Annotated in this window: 13 protein-coding genes and 2 pseudogenes; 5 read left to right on the forward strand and 10 right to left on the reverse strand. The window is 72.3% G+C overall.

The features are described from left to right. Nucleotides 1–62: 62 nt before the first annotated feature. Together QIS99_RS03805 and QIS99_RS03810 are read right to left on the reverse strand one after the other, a co-directional pair. On the reverse strand, nucleotides 63–1886 hold the full coding sequence (locus QIS99_RS03805; protein WP_282510348.1) for an AMP-dependent synthetase/ligase: 1824 nt from the start codon (nucleotides 1884–1886) through the stop codon (nucleotides 63–65). Nucleotides 1887–2181: 295 nt separating this feature from the next. After that, on the reverse strand, nucleotides 2182–3054 hold the full coding sequence (locus QIS99_RS03810) for a LysR substrate-binding domain-containing protein (RefSeq protein WP_282510350.1): 873 nt from the start codon (nucleotides 3052–3054) through the stop codon (nucleotides 2182–2184). Between the two features lie 207 nt (nucleotides 3055–3261). Between QIS99_RS03810 and QIS99_RS03815 the strand changes: the two genes are divergently transcribed. Next, nucleotides 3262–4341: a bile acid:sodium symporter family protein gene (locus tag QIS99_RS03815; RefSeq protein WP_282510352.1), complete on the forward strand. Its 1080-nt coding sequence runs from the start codon at nucleotides 3262–3264 to the stop codon at nucleotides 4339–4341. Here QIS99_RS03815 and QIS99_RS03820 read toward each other — a convergent pair. The 7 genes from QIS99_RS03820 to QIS99_RS03850 all read right to left on the reverse strand — a co-directional run bounded on the left by QIS99_RS03820 (nucleotide 4277) and on the right by QIS99_RS03850 (nucleotide 14622). Next, on the reverse strand, nucleotides 4277–5554 hold the full coding sequence (locus tag QIS99_RS03820; protein WP_282510354.1) for a DUF4185 domain-containing protein: 1278 nt from the start codon (nucleotides 5552–5554) through the stop codon (nucleotides 4277–4279). The genes QIS99_RS03815 and QIS99_RS03820 overlap by 65 nt on opposite strands. A gap of 10 nt (nucleotides 5555–5564) precedes the next feature. Continuing rightward, entirely contained in the window at nucleotides 5565–7487 is a 1923-nt protein-coding gene (locus QIS99_RS03825) for a sialidase family protein (RefSeq protein ID WP_282510356.1), read from the reverse strand. A gap of 309 nt (nucleotides 7488–7796) precedes the next feature. After that, nucleotides 7797–8675, reverse strand: a complete 879-nt coding sequence (gene fdhD, locus QIS99_RS03830) for a formate dehydrogenase accessory sulfurtransferase FdhD (protein ID WP_282510358.1) — start codon at nucleotides 8673–8675, stop codon at nucleotides 7797–7799. A 7-nt stretch (nucleotides 8676–8682) separates the two neighbouring features. Continuing rightward, on the reverse strand, nucleotides 8683–9543 hold the full coding sequence (locus QIS99_RS03835; RefSeq protein ID WP_282510360.1) for a 2Fe-2S iron-sulfur cluster-binding protein: 861 nt from the start codon (nucleotides 9541–9543) through the stop codon (nucleotides 8683–8685). A gap of 106 nt (nucleotides 9544–9649) precedes the next feature. Beyond that, the gene (locus QIS99_RS03840; RefSeq protein ID WP_282510362.1) at nucleotides 9650–11635 is read right to left on the reverse strand and encodes an NAD(P)H-dependent oxidoreductase subunit E; all 1986 of its coding nucleotides are present in this window, start codon (nucleotides 11633–11635) and stop codon (nucleotides 9650–9652) included. A 9-nt stretch (nucleotides 11636–11644) separates the two neighbouring features. After that, nucleotides 11645–13636: a molybdopterin oxidoreductase family protein gene (locus QIS99_RS03845; RefSeq protein ID WP_282510364.1), complete on the reverse strand. Its 1992-nt coding sequence runs from the start codon at nucleotides 13634–13636 to the stop codon at nucleotides 11645–11647. Beyond that, nucleotides 13633–14622, reverse strand: coding sequence for a 2-dehydropantoate 2-reductase (locus QIS99_RS03850; protein WP_282510366.1), 990 nt, complete (start codon nucleotides 14620–14622; stop codon nucleotides 13633–13635). The genes QIS99_RS03845 and QIS99_RS03850 overlap by 4 nt, the downstream gene beginning before the upstream one ends. A 265-nt stretch (nucleotides 14623–14887) precedes the next feature. Here QIS99_RS03850 and QIS99_RS03855 point away from each other — a divergent pair. Beyond that, nucleotides 14888–15546 (forward strand): annotated as a pseudogene (locus tag QIS99_RS03855) (class I SAM-dependent methyltransferase). A gap of 47 nt (nucleotides 15547–15593) precedes the next feature. Here QIS99_RS03855 and QIS99_RS03860 read toward each other — a convergent pair. Then, a pseudogene (locus QIS99_RS03860) lies at nucleotides 15594–15956 on the reverse strand (class I SAM-dependent methyltransferase); the annotation flags it as partial. Nucleotides 15957–16107: 151 nt separating this feature from the next. Here QIS99_RS03860 and QIS99_RS03865 point away from each other — a divergent pair. The 3 genes from QIS99_RS03865 to QIS99_RS03875 all read left to right on the forward strand — a co-directional run bounded on the left by QIS99_RS03865 (nucleotide 16108) and on the right by QIS99_RS03875 (nucleotide 19348). Continuing rightward, nucleotides 16108–17064 carry a beta-ketoacyl-ACP synthase III gene (locus tag QIS99_RS03865; RefSeq protein ID WP_282510368.1) on the forward strand — a complete coding sequence of 319 codons (957 nt, stop codon included), beginning with the start codon at nucleotides 16108–16110 and terminating at the stop codon, nucleotides 17062–17064. Nucleotides 17065–17227: 163 nt separating this feature from the next. Further along, nucleotides 17228–17917 (forward strand): GntR family transcriptional regulator, encoded by a 690-nt coding sequence (locus QIS99_RS03870; RefSeq protein WP_282510369.1) that lies wholly within the window; start codon nucleotides 17228–17230, stop codon nucleotides 17915–17917. A 249-nt stretch (nucleotides 17918–18166) separates the two neighbouring features. Beyond that, nucleotides 18167–19348: an ROK family transcriptional regulator gene (locus tag QIS99_RS03875; RefSeq protein ID WP_282510370.1), complete on the forward strand. Its 1182-nt coding sequence runs from the start codon at nucleotides 18167–18169 to the stop codon at nucleotides 19346–19348. The last annotated feature ends 26 nt before the right edge of the window (nucleotides 19349–19374 follow it).

Here is a 19374-nt window from a genome sequence, read left to right on the forward strand (position 1 = left end):
ACTGACGCATCGGTAACTGATGAACCGTCAGGACCTGGTGCAGGTGAGGTTCAAGCCGAGGGTCAGGCGCGGTAGAGGGCCTCCACCTCGGCCGCGTAGGTCTGCTCGATCGCCTTCCGCTTCAGCTTCAGGGACGGGGTCAGCAGCCCGTGCTCCTCGGAGAACTGGTGCGCCAGTATCCGGAACGTACGGATCGACTCGGCCTGCGAGACCAGCGTGTTCGCCGCGACCACCGCACGCCGGATCTCCGTCTCCAGGTCCGGGTCGCGGACCAGGTCGGCGGGGTTCAGCGTCGGCTTGCCGCGCATGTTCAGCCAGTGCTCGACGGAGTCGGAGTCCAGCGTCACCAGGGCCGCGATGTACGGCCGGTCGTTGCCGACGATGATGCACTGGGCGACCAGCGGATGGTCCCGTACCCGCTCCTCCAGCTGCGAGGGCGAGACGCTCTTGCCGCCGGAGGTCACGATGATCTCCTTCTTGCGGCCGGTGATCGTCAGATAGCCGTCCTCGTCGAGGTGGCCCAGGTCGCCGGTGGCGAGCCAGCCTCCGTGCAGCGCCTCGTCGGTGGCCTTCGGGTTGCCCAGATAGCCCTGGAAGACATGGCCGCCGTGCAGCCACACCTCGCCGTCGTCCGCGATGTGCACCGTCGCACCCGGGATCGGACGGCCGACCGTGCCGAAGCGGGTCTGCTCCGGCGGGTTGGCGGTCGCGGCGGCGGTCGACTCGGTGAGCCCGTACCCCTCGAAGATCAGCACGCCCGCGCCCGCGAAGAACAGGCCGAGCCTGCGGTCCATGCCGGAGCCGCCGGACATCGCGTGCCGCACCCGGCCGCCCATCGCCGCGCGGACCTTGGAGTACACCAGCTTGTCGAAGAGCTGATGCTGCATCCGCAGCGCCGCCGAGGGGCCCGAGCCGGTGCCGAAGGCCTTGTGCTCCATCGCGTCCCAGTACTTCACCGCGACCTCGACGGCCTTGTCGAACGGCCCGAGCTTGCCCTCCGTCTCGGCCTTCCTGCGGGCCGCGTTGAAGACCTTCTCGAAGATGTACGGCACGGCCAGGATGAACGACGGCCGGAACGCGGCCAGGTCGGGCAGCAGCGCGGCCGCGTTCAGGTTCGGCTGGTGCCCCAGCTTGACCCGGCCGCGAACCGCCGCGACCTCCACCATCCGCCCGAAGACGTGCGCGAGCGGCAGGAAAAGCAGCGTGGACGCCTCGTCGCCGCGCTTGGAGTGGAACACCGGCTCCCAGCGGCCGAGCACGGTGTCCGCCTCGTACATGAAGTTGGCGTGGCTGATCACGCAGCCCTTCGGGCGGCCCGTCGTACCGGAGGTGTAGATCACCGTCGCGACCGAGTCCGGCGTGACCGCGCGGCGGTGGCGGTGCACCACCTCGTCGTCGATGTGCTCGCCCGCGGCCCGCAGTTCACCGACCGCGTCCGAGTCCAGCTGCCAGAGGCGGCGCAGCGCGGGCAGCCGGTCGATGACCGAGCCGATCGTCATCGAGTGGTCCTCGTGCTCCACGACGCAGGCCGAGACCTCGGCGTCGTACAGCATCCAGAAGACCTGGTCGGCGGAGGATGTCGGGTAGACCGGCACGACCTGCGCGCCGACGGTCCACAGGGCGAAGTCGAAGAGCGTCCACTCGTAGCGCGTACGGGACATGATCGCGACGCGGTCGCCGAACCGTACGCCCTGCGCGAGCAGGCCCTTGGCCAGGGCGAGGATCTCGTCGCGGAACTCTGCGGCGGTGACGTCCTGCCACACGCCGTCGGTCTTGCGTCCCAGGGCGATGCGCAGGGGGTCTTCGAGGGCATGGCCGAAGACGGCATCGGCCAGACCGCCCACCGGCGGCGCCGACGCCAGGGGAGGTGAGGTGAACTCGCGCAATGGTTCTCCTTGTGGCGCTCCACACAGCGCGGGTGACGGTACCCCACGCGGCTCCCGGGCGGGAGGGGGTGGCGCTTCCGGGATTTTTGGCATCGCCACAGGTCAGGCGGCGAAATGAGGGGACAGGGGTGGAGGCGTGGGCGCAGGCGTGGGCGGAGGCATGGGCGGAATCTTACTTACGGGTAAGTTTCGGTGCCGTAATCTCCACGGGATCTATACGGGGTAGTCACGCTGTGTGCCCCTGCCCGGCTGATCCGGGCCGGCATGGCGGGAGTCTCCCCTGCGCGCGGTGCCCTCAGCGGCCCCGGTGCAAGCGGTCGCCGCCCGCCAGGATCGCCGAGGCCAGCGCGTCCGCCGCCTCCTGCGTCCGCGCCGCCCGCGTGCGGCCGTGGCGGAGGACGAAGTCGACCTCGCCGAGGTCCGGGAGGCCCGAGCGGATGCGGGACAGGCCCGGCGGGATCAGGCTGCGGGTGTGGGCCATCACGCCGAGGCCCGCGCGGGCCGCCGCCACCAGGCCGTTGAGGCTGCCGCTGGTGCAGGCCACGCGCCACGCCCGGCCGTGTCGCTCCAGGACCTCAAGGGCACGGGCCCGCGTGATGCCGGGCGGCGGATACACGATCAGCGGGACCGGCTCCTGCGGGTCGATCCGCAGCCGCTCCCCGCCCGACTCCGCACCGACCCACACCAGCTCGTCCCGCCACACCAGCGTCCCGTCCGCCCCCGCGTGCCGCTTGGCGAGGACCAGGTCGAGCCGCCCGTCCGCGAGCCTGCGGTGCAGGGTGCCGGACAGCTCGACCGTCAGCTCCAGGTCGACCTCCGGGTGCTCGCGCCGGAACGCCTTGAGGATCTCCGGGAGTTCGGTGAGGACGAAGTCCTCCGAGGCCCCGAACCGCAGCCGCCCGCGCAGCCGCGTCCCCGCGAAGAACGCCGCCGCCCGCTCGTGCGCCTCCAGGATCGTGCGGGCGAAACCGAGCATCGCCTCGCCGTCCTCGGTCAGCTCCACGCTGTGCGTGTCCCGGGCGAAGAGCGTGCGGCCCGTCGCGTCCTCAAGGCGCCGCACGTGCTGGCTCACCGTCGACTGCCGCAGACCCAGCCGGCGCGCGGCCCGCGTGAAGCTCAGCGTCTGCGCCACGGCCAGGAACGTGCGCAGCTGCCCCGGGTCGTACATGACACAGAGGCTAGGCCCTGTGGGCCTGCGCGGCTATCGGCGATCGCGATAGCAGTCAGTCCCGTATCCCGGATTCCCGATCACGGGGAACTGGAGGACGATGGAGAGGGCACGCTCCGCACCGCGCGCCCGTCCCGGCCCACCGACTCCCGGCCCCCGACTCCCGGCCCACCGACTCCCCGACCACCGCACTGGAGCACAGCGCACGTGAAACGCCCGACCTGGCCGTCCCGGCTGCCGATCGACCCGTACGTCCTGCTGCTGCTCGGCACGGTGGGGATCGCCGCGCTTCTGCCCGCGCGCGGCACGGGCGCCGACGTCGCCTCCGGCGCGGCCACCGCGGCCGTCGCCTTCCTGTTCTTCCTCTACGGGGTCCGCCTCTCCACCCGCGAGGCGCTCGACGGGCTGCGCAACTGGCGGCTCCACCTCACCGTCATCGCCTGCACCTTCGCCGTGTTCCCACTGCTCGGCCTGGCCGCGGGCGGGCTCGTGCCGTACGTCCTGACGCCCGCGCTCTACAGCGGCTTCCTGTTCCTGACCCTCGTACCGTCGACCGTGCAGTCCTCGATCGCGTTCACCTCCATCGCGCGCGGCAACGTGCCCGCCGCGATCTGCGCCGGGTCGTTCTCCTCGCTCGCCGGGATCGTGCTCACCCCGCTGCTCGCGGCCGGGCTGATCGGCGGGCACGCCGGGTTCTCCGCGGACTCGCTCGTGAAGATCGTGCTGCAGCTGCTCGTGCCGTTCCTCGCCGGGCAGTTCCTGCGCCGCTGGATCGGGCCGTTCGTCGCCCGGCACAAGAAGGTTCTGGGGTGGGTGGACCGCGGCTCCATCCTGCTCGTCGTGTACGCCGCGTTCAGCCAGGGCATGGTCGCCGGGATCTGGCACCAGGTCACCCCGCTGCGGCTGCTCGCGCTGCTCGGCGTGGAGGCCGTGCTGCTCGCCGTGATGCTGACACTCACCTGGTTCGGGGCGAAGCGCCTCGGCTTCGGGCGGGCCGACCGGGTGGCGATCCAGTTCGCCGGGTCGAAGAAGTCCCTGGCGGCCGGGCTGCCCATGGCGAGCGTCCTGTTCGGCGCGCAGGCCTCGCTCGCGGTGCTTCCGCTGATGCTGTTCCACCAGATGCAGCTGATGGTCTGCGCCGTCATCGCCAAGCGCCGCTCCCGCGACCTGGAGGCCTCGCCCGACGCCGCACCGCCCGCGCCGGAGCCGGACCCCGGTCCGATCAGTCGCCTGGAGCGAGCCGCAGCCGCAGGAACCGTGGCCGGTACAGCGACACGTTCCGGCTGACGTTGGCCTGCGCGGCCCGCGGGTCCGGGTCCAGCCAGTTCACGTCGTAGCTGAGCAGCAGCCGGCCGTCGTCGCCGCGCAGCGCCGGGTGCGCCTGCGGGTTGTAGACGGCCGTGCGCTGCTGCGGCGCGCTGTCCGCCGGCAGCGGCGGCGTGAACCCCTTCGCCGGGCCGTGCCACGGGCCGGACGGGGCGCACGACCAGTACGACGTGATCGTCGACAGGCCCTCCACCCCCGCCGCCATGGTGAACAGCACCCACGTCCCCTCGTCCCGTACGACGGTGTACGCGCTGCCCACGCCCTTCTTCGCCCCGTCCCCGAGCACCGGCGCCGCCCGGTCGCCCCAACCCTCGCCGTCCCAGTACCGCCAGGCGCCGGGCTCGGCGAGCCGCCCGCGCGGGACGCGCGCCAGGAACGCCTGCGACGCGGCCCCCGTCGCCGTCTTCCCGTCGTTGCCGCCGAAGACGTACGTGTACTCCTCGCCGTCGACCGCGGTCGTCCCGTACAGGACGCGCTCGGCCGGGTCCTGGACCGTGCTCTGGTCGGAGACCCGGACCACGCCCTCCAGGCGCAGGCCGGGCAGGGAGAGGGTGGCGACCTCCGTGGCCAGCGGCAGGCCGTAGATCCACGGGCCGGTGCCGGTGGCGCGGGTCCAGAGCAGGACCCGGACCACCTGCTCGGCGGAGCCGGGGGAGCGCGGCTCGACCTTCGCCGCGACCGGCCAGCGCCACTGCCCGGCCGCCGGATCGGCGAACACCGGCGCGGGCAGCGTCCGCTCAAGACGGCCCGAACGGTCCATCACCACCGCTGAGTTGCGTACGAAGGGTGCGCTGCCGTCGCGCCAGGAGTGCGGCTGGCCCGACCGGTTCGGCGGCGCGTGCACCCGGCCGAGGAACGTGTCCGAGAAGAGCCACAGGACCCGGCCGTCCGGGAGGCGCACCGAGTGCGTGCCGTCGCCGCCGGACCAGTCGTCGGCGCGCGACGCGTCGTCGCCGTACCGGGTGAACTCCCCGGTCGTGCCCTGGTCCGGCGCCCAGGACGCCACCTTGCGCGGGGCGCACGCGGCGCCGGCCTCCCGGCCGTCCGTCGCCGGGAGGGCGGCGAGCAGGGCGCCCACCAGGACCGCGGCGAGCAGCAGCACCACACCGGCGCCGAACTGCCGCCGCCGGCCCGCGGGAACCCTCGTACGCTTCGTACGCTCAGCGGCCGACACGCACCGGACGTTAACGGCTGCCGTTGATCCGGTCCATGGGCAGCCACAGCACGGTGCCGCGTGTCACAGCGGACTTGGCACGTCCCTGCTGTCCCTGCCGTCCCAGGCGTTTCACCTCGGCGTCGCTCAACGCCCGGTCCCAGACCCGGACTTCGTCCAGCGCACCGGCGAAGTGCTGGCGGCTGTCGACGCGTTGGCCGATGTGCACCCCGAACCCGGAGGTGCGGGTCACCGAGCCTGGAGCGGCGGCCGTGGCGGCCTTCGCGCCGTCGACGGTCAGGCTGAACTCTCCACCCGAACGGCGCAGTACGGCGTGGTGCCATGCCCCGTCGTTGTGCGCGGAGGGGCTGCGCACCCATGCCGAGCGGGGCGCGGCGGCCCCGTCCCTGGCGGTCATCAGGCCGGTGATCCGCCCCGAGCCGGGCTCCGCGCGCAGCCACACCTGCGGCTGGTTGGTGCCGACCCCGCCCATCCACAGCAGCGGATGGTTCCCGCTCGCCGCCGAGTAGCGGAACCACACGGACGCCGTGAAGTCCTTCTCGTACAGCGGGAGTTGCGAGCGGTAGGGCAGGCGTACGGCGTCGTCCCGGCCGTCGAGGGCGAGCGCCCCGCCGAACCGGCCGGGGGTCTGCCGGGCGCCGCCGAGCACGGCCCCGCCGGGCGCGCCGGACGCCAGGTCGGGGGTGGTCGGGTCGGGGCCGCGGCGGGGCTTCAGCCAGTCCTCGGTGAAGCGGGCGAAGCGGATCTCGTCGCGCGCGTCCACCGCGCCGCCCTCGTAGAGGAGGCCGACGGTCGCCGGGGAGCTGTCCGCGCCGCCGATCGCCACCATGTCGGAGTAGCCGGACCAGTCGGTCGTCACGACCGTGCCGCGGTCCACGCTCTCCCAGGTGCGGCCCTCGTCGTACGAGGAACGCACCATCATCGTGCGCCGCCGGTCCGGGTCGGCCGGGCAGGAGAGCAGCATCCGGCTCTCAAGGCCGACGGTGGCGCACTGCACTTGGGGTGCGTACAGGTCCGGGATCGCGCGGAACTTGCCGTCGAAGGTCGCGCCGCCGTCGCGGCTCACGGCGTGCGTGCGGTGGCCCAGGTCGGTGCCGTCCTGCTCGCGGCCGCTGACGTAGATCTCGCCGTTGCCCCGCTCGGTGAGCGTCACCTCGGAGGGCTTCTGGCGGAACGTGCCGTCCTGCGCTATCGGCCAGGAGTCGGTCGCGCCGATCTTCCAGGTGTCGCCGCCGTCGTCGCTGAGGATCAGGGCGGCGTGGTTGGCGGTGACCCGACTGCCGTTCCACGTCTCGGTGTTGACGCCGAACACGAGCCGCCCGGCATGCGGCCCCTGCTTCAGCTGGATGCCGTGCACGGGGCCGGTCGCGTACCAGGAGTTCCAGTGCTCGGGCAGGATCTGGTCGCTCAGGTCGCGGGGCTTCGACCAGGTGCGGCCGTCGTCGTCGCTGTACTGGAGGTGCGGGGTGCGCTCACAGGGCACGTCGCAGTTGCCGCCGCCGGGCTTGCCCGGGTTCCAGGTCTCGGCGAGCAGGATCCGGCCACTCTCGCGGTCCACCATGGGCGCGGGGTTGCCGTGGGTGTCACCGGCGCCCTCGTTGATCACCTGGAGCGGGCCCCAGGTGCGGCCGCCGTCGGTGGAGCGTTTGAGGACGAGGTCTATGTCGCCCGCGTCGGTGCAGTCGTTGACCCGGCCCTCGGCGAAGGCGAGCAGGGTCCCCGCCTTCGTCTGGACGACGGCGGGGATGCGGAAGCAGGCGTAGCCCGGGTCCTGGGAGGCCTTGAAGAGGACCTGCTGCGTGAAGTCCGCGGCGCTCGGTGCGGCCTGCGCGGTGGGTGCGGCCACGGCGAGGGCTGCGAGTGCGGCGAGGAGGGGGCGTAAGGCCCTGCGGGGACGTGCTTTTGGGAGTCGTGCGCGGAGTCCGGACGGCATGCTGAGACCTGCCCTTCAGCTGTGCTGCGCGGCATCTGATTTCGCGTCATCCGGACATCCCACGTCCAATGTCCGGTTTGGAGACCGTACTTGGGGTGGCAGTCGCCGACAAGGACCTGTGCGTGGGGGATGGTGGCGGCCTTGTGCTTCCCCTCCCCGCCCCTTCCCGAAGGACCTGCGGTCGGCCACGGGGGCCGGCCCCCGGACTGGGCAAGGGACGTCCGAGGGAACGCGTGCCGGGCCCGGCCGGTGCAGGGGGCGCTCCTCACCGGCCGGGGCCCCGCCGCCGTGTAGGCGGGCGGGTCGCAGTCAGCCCTGCAGGGCGATGCGATGGTCGCCCGCGTACACGTTCATGGAGGCGCCGCGCAGGAAGCCCACAAGCGTGAGCCCCGACTCGGCCGCCAGGTCCACGGCGAGGGAGGACGGCGCCGAGACCGCGGCGAGTACCGGAATCCCGGCCATCACGGCCTTCTGCGCCAGCTCGAACGAGGCGCGCCCGGAGACAAGCAGGATCGTGCGGGCCAGCGGAAGGCGGCCGTCCTGCAGGGCGCGGCCGACCAGCTTGTCGACCGCGTTGTGCCGCCCCACGTCCTCCCGCACGTCGATCAGCTCGCCGTCCTCCGTGAACAGCGCCGCCGCGTGCAGGCCCCCGGTCCGGTCGAAGACCCGCTGGGCCGCCCGCAGCCGGTCGGGGAGGCAGGCGAGCAGTTCGGGGTCGAGCCGGACCGGGGGAGTGCTGCGTTTCTGGTGGTCCGCGCCGTGCGTGCCGTCGCCGGCCGCGTCGTCGATGGGCCAGCGCGCCGTGGTACGTACGGCGTCCAGGCTGGCCTTGCCGCAGAGACCGCAGGACGAGGACGTGTAGACGTTCCGTTCCAGGGTGATGTCCGGGAGGACGACGCCGGGCGCGGTCGACACGTCCACCACGTTGTACGTGTTGGAGCCCTCCGCCGTGGCGCCCGCGCAGTACACGATGGAGCGCAGCTCGTCCGCGTCGCCGAGGACGCCCTCGCTCACCAGGAACCCGGCGGCGAGCGCGAAGTCGTCGCCCGGTGTGCGCATCGTGATCGCGAGGGGCTTGCCGTTCAGGCGGATTTCCAGCGGCTCCTCCGCGACCAGCGTGTCCGGGCGGGTCGAGACCGCCCCGTCCCGGACACGGATGACGCGGCGTCGCTCGGTGACGCGTCCCATCAGGTGATCAGTCCCGGTTCTGTACGTGTTGGTAGCCGAAGCGGCCCTTGATGCAGAGGTTGCCGTGGGTCACCGGATTGTCGTGCGGCGAGGTGACCTTGACGATCTCATTGTCCTGCACGTGCAGCGTCAGATTGCAGCCCACACCGCAGTACGCGCACACCGTGGTCGTCTCCGTCTGCGCCTCCTCGTCCCACGTACCGGCCGCCCGCATGTCGAACTCGGACTTGAAGCTCAGCGCGCCCGTGGGGCACACCTCGATGCAGTTGCCGCAGTACACGCACGCCGAGTCGGTGAGCGGGGCGTCGTGCTCGACGGCGATCCGGGCGTCGAAGCCGCGCCCGGCGACGGCGATGGCGAAGGTGTTCTGCCACTGCTCGCCGCAGGCGTCCACGCACTTGTAGCAGAGGATGCACTTGTCGTAGTCGCGTACGTACAGGTCGTTGTCGACCTTCGGGGACTCGTTCAGGCGGGCCGCGTCCGGGCCGAAGCGGCCGGGCTTCGCCTCGTACTCCTTCAGCCACTCCTGGACGCGCGGCGTGGTCGACAAGTCGACCGAGGACGCGAGGAGTTCGAGGACCAGCCTGCGGCTGTGCCGGGCGCGCTCGGTGTCCGTGCGGACCGCCATCCCGGGCTCGGCCCTGCGGGAACAGGCGGGTGCCAGGGTGCGTGCGCCCTCGACCTCCACCACGCACACCCGGCAGGCGTTCTTGGGGGTGAGTGTGTCGCCCTCGCAGAGCGTCGGGATGTCCTTGCCGGCGGCCCGGCAGGCGTCCAGGACGGTGGCGCCCTCGGGGACCCGGACCGGTTCGCCGTCGAGCGTGAACTCCACGAGGCGACGCGGCGGCTGCAGCGGAATGGCGGTCATGCGTACGCTCCCAGAAGGTCGAGGCGGTCGATGGCGGTCATGCGTAGTCCCGAGACGGCCGGTGGCGGTGGCGGTCATGCGTACGTCCCGAGACGGCCGGTGGCAGTCATGCGTACGTTCCAAGGCGGTCGATGGCCGACTCGACGGCGTTCCACGCGGTCTGGCCGAGGCCGCAGATCGAGGCGTCCTTCATGGCCCGCCCCACGTCCCGCAACAGCGCGATGTCGTCCGCCGCGGCGGCCCCCGTACGCTCGGCGATCCGGTGCAGCGCCTCCTCCTGCCGTACGGTGCCGACCCGGCAGGGCACGCACTGTCCGCAGGACTCGTCGCGGAAGAACTCGGCGATACGGAGGAGCAGGCGGGGCAGCGGGACGGTGTCGTCGAGGGCGAGCACGACGCCCGAGCCGAGGGTGGTGCCGGCCGCGCGCGTCCCCTCGAAGGTCAGCGGGATGTCCAGCTCGTCGCCGCGCACGAAGCCGCCCGCGGCACCGCCGAGCAGTACCGCCCTCAACTGGTCCGGCTTGCCCGCGAGTTCGAGCAGATCGCCGAGGGTCGCGCCGAACGGCAGCTCGTAGATGCCGGGGCGTTCGACCTTCCCGGAGACGCAGAACAGTTTCGGCCCGGTGGAGGCGGGGGTGCCGATGGCCGCGTACGCCTGCGCGCCCATGGTCAGGATCGGCAGGACGTTCACCAGCGTCTCGACGTTGTTGGCGGTCGTCGGCTTGCCGAACAGGCCCTTCTCCACGGGGAACGGCGGCTTGGAGCGGGGCTCGCCCCGGTAGCCCTCGATGGAGTTGAACAGCGCGGTCTCCTCACCGCAGATGTACGCGCCCGCGCCGCGCCGGATCTCGATGTCGAAGGCGTAGCCCTGGCCGAGGACGTTCCCGCCGAGGAGGCCGCGGGCGCGGGCCTGCGCGAGGGCGTGGGTGAGGCGTTCGAGGGCGCGCGGGTACTCGCCGCGGAGGTAGAGGTAGCCGAGGTGGGCGCCGGTCGCGTACCCGGCGATCGTCATCGCCTCGATCAGCGCGTACGGGTCGCCCTCCATCAGGACGCGGTCCTTGAAGGTGCCGGGTTCTGATTCGTCGGCGTTGCAGACGAGGTAGTGGGGGTGGTCGGGCTGGGAGGCGGTGGCCTGCCACTTTCTTCCCGTGGGGAAGGCGGCTCCTCCTCGGCCCAGGAGGCCGGCGTCCGTGACCTCGCGGATCACTTCGGCGGGGCCGAGGTGGAAGGCTCTGCGGAGGGCTTCGTAGCCGCCGGTTGCCCGGTAGTCGTCGAGGCTGTGCGGGTCGATCCTGCCGATCCTTTTGAGCAGGATCAGGCCTTTCTGGCCTGCTTGGGGGACGGCCATCGCGGCCGGGGGTTCGGGTTCCGCGGACTCCGGTTCGGCGGCGGCGCGGGTGATTGCGTCCACGGTTGCGGGGGCGAGTACGGCGGTGGCCCGGCTGGGGGCTTCTTCCCCACCCCGCCCCTTCCCGTAACTGGGGGCTCCGCCCCCAGACCCCCGCTCCTCAAACGCCGGAGGGGCTGAATTCACGTGCCCCGATAGGGGCGCGGGGAACTGCGCGCCCAGCCACGACGGCGCCGCAGGCGGACCCGCACGCACCACCAGTGCCGCCGGTGCCCGTTCGCACAGGCCCAGGCACGGGCTCTTCTCCCACACCGCGCCGCCCGCCACCGGCGTACCGGGCGCCCCGAGGCGGGCTTCGAGCGACGAGCAGAGCTCGGCCGAACCGCGGGCCGCGCAGGCCAGGTCCGTGCAGACCTGCACCACCGTCGCCGGCCGCGGCCGCACCGCGAACAGCGAGTAGAACGTCGCCACCCCGTACGCCTCCGCCGGCGGCACCGTGAGACGCCGGCACAGGTACGCCAGCGCGCCCTCGCTGATCCAGCCGATCCGGTCGTTCACCGCGTGCAGCCCCGGCAGCAGCAGATCGCGCCGGTCCCGGGCCGTGCGGCCGCCGAGGGCCCAGCGCAGATCCGCGTCCGGGCGGTCCGACGCACCCTCCCAGGGGGACTCGGGCGGGCCGAGCAGCCCGTCGACGGCGGCGCGCTCCTCGTCGGTCGGCTTGCTGTCACCGAAGTGCAGATCCATGTCAGCTCCTCAGCTCCTCACGGCCGCATCGATCTTCTCGATCCGGATCGCCGACGCCTTGAACTCCGCCGTGCCCGCGATCGGGCAGTTCGCCTCGATCGTGAGCGCGTTGGTGTCCACCTCGTCGGGGAAGTGGAAAGTCATGAAGGCGAGGCCGGGCCGCAGGCCGGGGTCGACCCACACGGGCGCGACCACCGTGCCGCGCCGCGAGGCCACCCGCACCTCCTCGCCCACCACCACGCCGTACCGCTCCGCGTCCTCCGGGCACAGCTCCACGTACTCCCCGCGCCGCAGCGGAGAGGCGAAACCGCCGCTCTGCACACCGGTGTTGTACGAGTCGAGCCGCCGCCCGGTGGTCAGCCGCAGCGGGTACGACTCGTCGGTGAGGTCCACCGGCGGGTCGTGCTCGACGAGGCCGAACGCCGCCCGTGGGCCCCGCAGTTCGGGGTCGGGGTCCCAGAGGCGTCCGTGCAGGAAACTGGAGGGCAGTGCCTCCAGGTCGGGGCAGGGCCACTGGAGGCCCTGCTGCTCCTCCAGGCGGTCGTACGTCATGCCGAAGTGGTCGGGGGACAGGGCGCGCAGCTCGTTCCAGACGGACTCCGCGTCCGCGAACTTCCAGGCGTGGCCCAGACGTTCGGCTATCTCGCAGATGATGTCGATGTCCTCGCGGGCCTCGCCGGGCGGGGCGAGCGCGGCCCGTACGCGCTGCACGCGGCGCTCGCTGTTGGTGGTGGTGCCGTCGGTCTCCGCCCAGGAGGCCGTGGCCGGGAGGACGACGTCAGCGAGCTCGGCGGTCTTCGTCAGGAAGATGTCCTGGACGACCAGGTGGTCGAGGGCGGCGAGACGGCGCAGGGCCTGGTCGCTGTCGGCCTCGGACTGGGCCGGGTTCTCGCCGATGCAGTACACCGCGCGCAGCGATCTGTGTCCTGCCGTCGGCCTCATCGCCTCGAACATGTCGGTGAGCGTCATCCCGTACTTCGGTGGGATCACCGTGTCCCAGGCCGCCTCGAACTTGGCGCGGTGGCCGTCGTCGAGGATGTCCTGGAAGCCGGGGAGCCGGTTGGGGATGGCGCCCATGTCGCCGCCGCCCTGCACGTTGTTCTGCCCGCGCAGGGGTTGCACGCCCGCGCCGTACCGCCCGACGTGGCCGGTGAGCAGGGCGAGGTTGATCAGGGCGCGGACGTTGTCGGTGCCGTTGTGGTGCTCGGTGATGCCCAACGTCCAGCACAGTTGGGCGCGTTCGGCTCTCGCGTAGGTGTGCGCGAGGTCGCGGATCGCGGCGGCCGGTACGCCGGTGACCTTCTCGGCGAGGGAGAGGGTCCACGGTTCGACCAGGGCGCGGTACTCCTCGAAGCCGCTGGTGGCCCGCTCGATGAACGCCGCGTTGTGCAGCCCGGCGTGGATGATCTCGCGGGCGACGGCGTGCGCGAGCGGAATGTCGGTGCCGACGTTCGGCCCGAGCCAGGACTCGGCCCACTCGGCGGTGGAGGTACGGCGCGGGTCGACCGCGTACATTCGCGCCCCGTTGCGTATCCCCTTCAACACGTGCTGGAAGAAGATCGGGTGCGCGAAGCGGGCGTTGGAGCCCCACATCACGATCAGGTCGGTGTGCTCGACCTCCTCGTACGAGGAGGTGCCGCCGCCCGAGCCGAAGACGGCGGAGAGCCCGGCGACGCTCGGGGCGTGGCAGGTGCGGTTGCAGGAGTCCACGTTGTTGGTGCCCATCACGACCCGCGTGAACTTCTGCGCCACATAGTTCATCTCATTGGTCGCGCGGGCGCAGGACAGCATCGCGAACGCGTCGGGACCGTGCTCCACGCGCGCGTGCCGGAACCCTTCGGCGGCCTTGGCGAGCGCCTCGTCCCAGGTGGCGCGGCGCAGCGGCCCGCCCTTCTTGTCGCGGACCAGGGGGTGGGTGAGGCGGTTGTACGTCTTCGGGGTGCGCTTGTACGTCTTCGGGGTGCGGCTGTACGTCTTCGGGGTGCGGTCGCGTTGTGTCATGCGGCAGCCCTGCCTTCGTGGACGGTGCGCGTGGCCAGGAGGTCCGAGAGGGCGTGCACGGTACGGAGTGTGGGCACCGGGACGCCGGTGATCGCGGCGAGTTCCACCACGGCGGCGAGCAGCACGTCGAGTTCGAGGGGCTTGCCGCGCTCCAGGTCCTGGAGGGTGGAGGTGCGGTGGTCGCCGACGCGTTCGGCGCCCGCGATGCGCCGCTCCACGGAGATCTCCGGACGGCAGCCCAGCGTGTGCGCGACGGCCAGGGTCTCCCGCCTCATCTGCTCGATGACCTCGCGCGTCGTGCCGTGCACGCACATCTGGCGCATCGTGGCCCGGGTCAGGGCGCTGATCGGGTTGAACGAGATGTTGCCGAGCAGCTTGATCCAGATGTCGTCGCGCAGCTCGGGCTCGACGGGGCACTTCAGCCCGCCTGCGCGCATGGCCTCGCTGAACTCCAGGCACCGCTTCGAGGTGGACCGGTCGGGCTCGCCGACGGAGAACCGGGTGCCCTCCAAGTGCCGCACGAGGCCCGGCCCTTCGAGTTCCGTGGCCGCGTACACCACGCAGCCGACGGCCCGCTCCGGGGCGAGCACCGCGCTGACCGAGCCGCCGGGGTCGACGCTCTCGATCCGGTGGCCGTCGTGCGGCCCGCCGTGCCGGTGGAAGTACCACCAGGGGATGCCGTTCTGGGCGGCGATCACGCTGGTGCGGTCCTGGAGCAGCGGCGCCACGAGCGGCCCGCACGCCGCGTAGGAGGTCGCTTTCAGGCCCAGGAAGACATGGTCGACCGGGCCGATCTCGGCGGGGTCGTCCGTGCAGTGCGGCCGCGCGGTGAAGTCGCCGCGAGGGCTGAGCACACGCACGCCGTGCTGCCTCATGGCCGCCAAGTGCGGTCCACGGGCGACGAGATGGACGTCGGCGCCCGCGCGGTGCAGCGCGGCTCCGACGTAGGCGCCGATCGCTCCGGCGCCGAGGACTGCGACTCTCACGGTAGGGCTCCTGTCGGTTGAGGGGACCGAGGAGTTGTTCGGGGGAGCGAGGGGTGGCCTTCCTTGCACGGTGCCGCACGTCGACCACCCGGGCCGAGTGAGCTGTGTCGACGAAATATTGTCTACAGTATGGAAGTTGGGTCGACAAGGGTTCACGCAGCACGTTGCCAACCGTTGACCCGGGCCGCCTCCGCCCCACGCCCGGGGTTTGCCGCACCGGCAACTTTTGTGGGGGTCGCGGGGGACCCGGGTGCACGGTGGGCCCATGAATGACGACAGCGCAGCAACGCGCACCGAGAGTTACCTCGGCGACCCCTCCGTACGGGCCGAGTGGGACGACCGATACGCCGACCGGCAGCAGCTCTGGAGCGGTCGGCCCAACGGGGCGCTGGTGGCCGAGGCCGCCCGGCTCGCCCCCGGCCGGATCCTCGACGTCGGCTGCGGGGAGGGCGCCGACGCCATCTGGCTCGCCCGCGGCGGCTGGGACGTCACCGCGGTCGAGGTCTCGGGCGTGGCCCTCGAACGGGCGGCCGGGCACGCCCGCGACGCCGGTGTCCCCGTCCGCTGGGTGCACGCCGAACTGACCGAGGCGGGGCTCGCGCCGGGCTCCTTCGACCTGGTGTCCGCCCAGTACCCGGCCTGGCCCTGCTCCGCACCCCGGAGGCGATTGCCGAGCGCGCGCTGCTCGGGGCCGTCGCGGTCGGCGGCGTACTGCTGCTCGTCCACCACGTGGTGGACGAGCAGCACGCTCAGGAGGCGGGCTTCGACCCGGAGGACTACGTCCTGCCGGACACGGTCGCCGCGCTGCTCGGCGACGACTGGCAGGTCGAGGTGCACGAGCGGCGGCCGCGCGAGATCCCCGAGGGTGGGGCGGGCGCCCACCACCACGAGGACGTGGTGCTGCGCGCGCGTCGGCTGCGCTGACCCCTGCCCGACCGGCCGGGCGGCTCAGCCGGCGGCGGGCGCCGGCTCCGCGACCGCGACGAACTGCCCGGCTGGTCCGCGAGGATCTCCTCCTCCTCGGCGGCAGCGGCGGGCCCGTCGTCGACGAAGACCGCCCGGCCGCCCGGCGCCAGCGCGCCCGCGACCATGCGCCAGAAGCCGGCCCACCGCGCGGGCGGGACATGCGACAGCCAGAACGCGAAGAACACGGTGTCGTAGCGCCGCGGCGGCTGCCACGCGAACAGGTCGGCCTGCACGAAGCGCACGGCGGACGACGCGTTGCGGGCCCGCGCCAGGGCCAGCACCTCCGGCGACGCGTCGACGGCCGTCACCGACCGCGCCCTCGCCGCGAGCCGCGCCGTCCACTGACCGGTGCCGCAGGCCAGCTCCAGATCCCCGGTGTATCCATGGGCGTACCTCCCATCTGGTCGAAAGCTCCAACGACTACGTTGAAATACTGTCGCCTTGCGTGCCGTCCTACCCGTGAGTCGCTGACGAGACTGGGTCCTCCTGCTCAGCACTCGGCGTCGGAGGCCCCGCACCATGTACGGCACGAACGGCACGCGGATCACCGCGGTCGGACACCACCAGCCCGCGAAGGTGCTCACCAACGACGACGTGGCGCAGCTCGTCGACACCAGCGACGAGTGGATCAGCAGCCGGGTCGGCATCCGCACCCGGCACATCGCGGGCCCCGACGAGCCCGTCGACGCGCTCGCCGCCCAGGCCGCCGCCAAGGCCCTGGCCGCCGCGGGCCGCGCCGCCGACGAGATCGACCTGGTCGTCGTCGCCACCTCCACCGCGGTCGACCGCTCCCCGAACACCGCCGCACGCGTCGCCGCCCGCCTCGGCATGCCGTCGCCCGCCGTGCTCGACCTGAACGTGGTCTGCGCCGGCTTCCCGCACGCCCTGGCCACCGCCGACCACGCGATCCGCGCCGGCTCGGCGACCCGTGCCCTCGTCATCGGCGCCGACAAGATGTCCGAGATCACGGACTGGAACGACCGTACGACCTGTGTGCTCGTCGGGGACGGCGCGGGCGCCGTCGTCCTGGAGGCCGTCGCCGACGGCGAGGAGGCCGGAGTCGGGCCCGTCCTCTGGGGCTCGGTGCCGGAGATGGGTCACGCGGTGCGCATCGAGGGCACGCCTCCGGTCTTCGCGCAGGAGGGCCAGAGCGTGTACCGGTGGGCGACCACCCAGCTCCCGCCCATCGCCCGCACGGTGTGCGAGCGCGCCGGTCTCGCGCCGGAGGACCTTGCCGGGGTCGTCCTGCACCAGGCCAACCTGCGCATCATCGAACCGGTCGCCGAGCGCATCGGGGCCGTCAACGCGGTCGTCGCCCGGGACGTCGTGGACTCCGGCAACACCTCGGCCGCGAGCATCCCGCTCGCCCTGTCCAAGCTGGTCGAACGGCGCGAGATCCCGCAGGGGGCGCCGGTGCTGCTCTTCGGCTTCGGCGGGAACCTGTCGTACGCGGGGCAGGTCGTGCGCTGCCCGTAAGGGAGCCGCCGCCGCGCGCTGTGACGAGCCCAACTCCCCGGTGTACTGGCCATTGTGCTCGGTAGACTGTAGACGATAGCCAATGAGTCATGAGCCCATGTGGCTATGTGTCCATGCTCATGTGTCCATCGGAGCGGCCGAGTGCCGACGAGGGGGGACCGCGATGTTGTCCGCAGGACTGCCGCACGGTGCCGTGCCGAAGCTGGAGCGCCCGGGCCCGCTGCGCGAGCGGGTGTACGAGGCGCTGCTCGAACTGATCACCACCCGCGCCCTGCGCCCGGGCCAGCACCTGGTCGAGAGCGAGCTCGCCGGGCACCTGGGCGTGTCCAGACAACCGGTGCGGGAGGCGCTGCAGCGGCTCAACACCGAGGGCTGGGTCGACCTGCGGCCCGCCCAGGGCGCGTTCGTGCACGAGCCGACGGAGGCGGAGGCGGACCAGCTCCTCACCGTCCGCATGCTCCTGGAGGCCGAGGCCGCCCGGCTGGCCGCGGCCAACGCGGACTCGGCGGGCATCGCCGCGCTCGAAGAGCTGTGCGCGACCGGTGAACAGGCCGTCGCCGACGGCGCGGTGGACACGGTCGTCGCCACCAACGCGGCCTTCCACGCCAAGGTGATGGAGCTCGCGGGCAACCTCGTCCTCGCGGAGCTCGCGGGGCAGGTGGACCGGCGGGTCCGCTGGTACTACACCCCGGTGGCCCGGCAGCGCGGCAAGCAGTCGTGGATCGAGCACCGTGAACTCATCGCGGCGATCAGCGCCCGCGACGAAGCGCACGCGACGCAGGTGATGCGGACGCACACGGAACACACGCGGGCCACGTACCACGAGCGCAACCGCGACGGGAAGCCGAGCTAGCCCGCCGTCCACGTCCGTACGAACGGACCGCCCTTTGTCCTGTGGCAGGAAAAAGTGAGCCCTAATTCCTGCGCAACTTCTTCCCGCGCCCGGCAGCCGCTGCTACGTTCCCCTCGAAAGCCAGGCACCGCAGAAGGCCCGCAGCGGCCGGGAGCGGGGCGTGGCGACGTGATGGCGTGATGACGTCATGACGTGATGGCGTGATGACCGACGATGCCTGACGACGGCGGGAGGGGCGGCGTGAGACGGATGACGGCTCGACCCGCGAACGCGCACCAGGCGCGACTGCTCCGCCTGCTGCGTGACGGCGGGCCCAACTCCCGTGCCCAGCTGGGCGATCAGGTCGACCTCTCCCGGTCGAAGCTGGCCGTCGAGGTGGACCGGCTCCTGGAGACCGGCCTGGTCGTCGCCGACGGACTCGCCGCATCCCGTGGCGGGCGCCGCTCGCACAACATCCGGCTCGCGCCCGCACTCCGCTTCCTCGGCGTCGACATCGGCGCCACCTCGGTCGACGTGGCCGTCACCAACGCCGAGCTGGAAGTGCTCGGCCACATCAACCAGCCCATGGACGTACGCGAAGGCCCGGTCGCGGTCTTCGAGCAAGTCCTCGCCATGGCCGCCAAGTTGAAGGCTTCCGGCCTTGCCGAGGGCTTCGACGGTTGCGGCATCGGGGTGCCGGGACCCGTCCGGTTCCCCGAGGGCGTCCCCGTCGCGCCGCCGATCATGCCCGGCTGGGACGGCTTCCCGGTGCGCGAGGCGCTGAGCCAGGACCTGGGCTGCCCGGTCATGGTCGACAACGACGTCAACTTGATGGCCATGGGTGAACAGCACGCCGGAGTCGCCCGTTCCGTGGACGACTTCATCTGCGTCAAGATCGGTACGGGCATCGGCTGCGGCCTCGTCGTCGGAGCCGAGGTCTACCGCGGTACGACGGGCAGCGCCGGGGACATCGGACACATCCAGGTCGAACCCGACGGCAGGCCCTGCGCCTGCGGCAACAAGGGCTGCCTGGAGGCGCACTTCAGCGGCGCCGCCCTGGCCAGGGACGCCGAGGAGGCCGCCACCCAGGGCCGCTCGGCCGAACTCGCGGGCCGCCTCGAAGCCGCCGGCGCCCTCACCGCCGCCGACGTGGCCGGCGCCGCGGCCGCCGGCGACCCCGTCGCCCTCGACCTCATCCGCGAGGGCGGCAACCGCACCGGCCAGGTCATCGCCGGACTCGTCAGCTTCTTCAACCCCGGCCTGGTGGTGATCGGCGGTGGTGTGACCGGACTCGGGCACACGCTCCTCGCCGCGATCCGCACCCAGGTCTACCGCCAGTCGCTGCCCCTCGCGACCGGCAACCTCCCCATCGTCCTGGGCGAGTTGGGGGCCGTCGCCGGAGTCATCGGTGCCGCCCGCCTGATCAGCGACCACCTGTTCTCACCGGCCTGACCGGTCCGTACAACCCGCACCCGCGT

It is taken from the genome of Streptomyces solicavernae, assembly GCF_029968095.1.
Taxonomy (GTDB): domain Bacteria; phylum Actinomycetota; class Actinomycetes; order Streptomycetales; family Streptomycetaceae; genus Streptomyces; species Streptomyces solicavernae.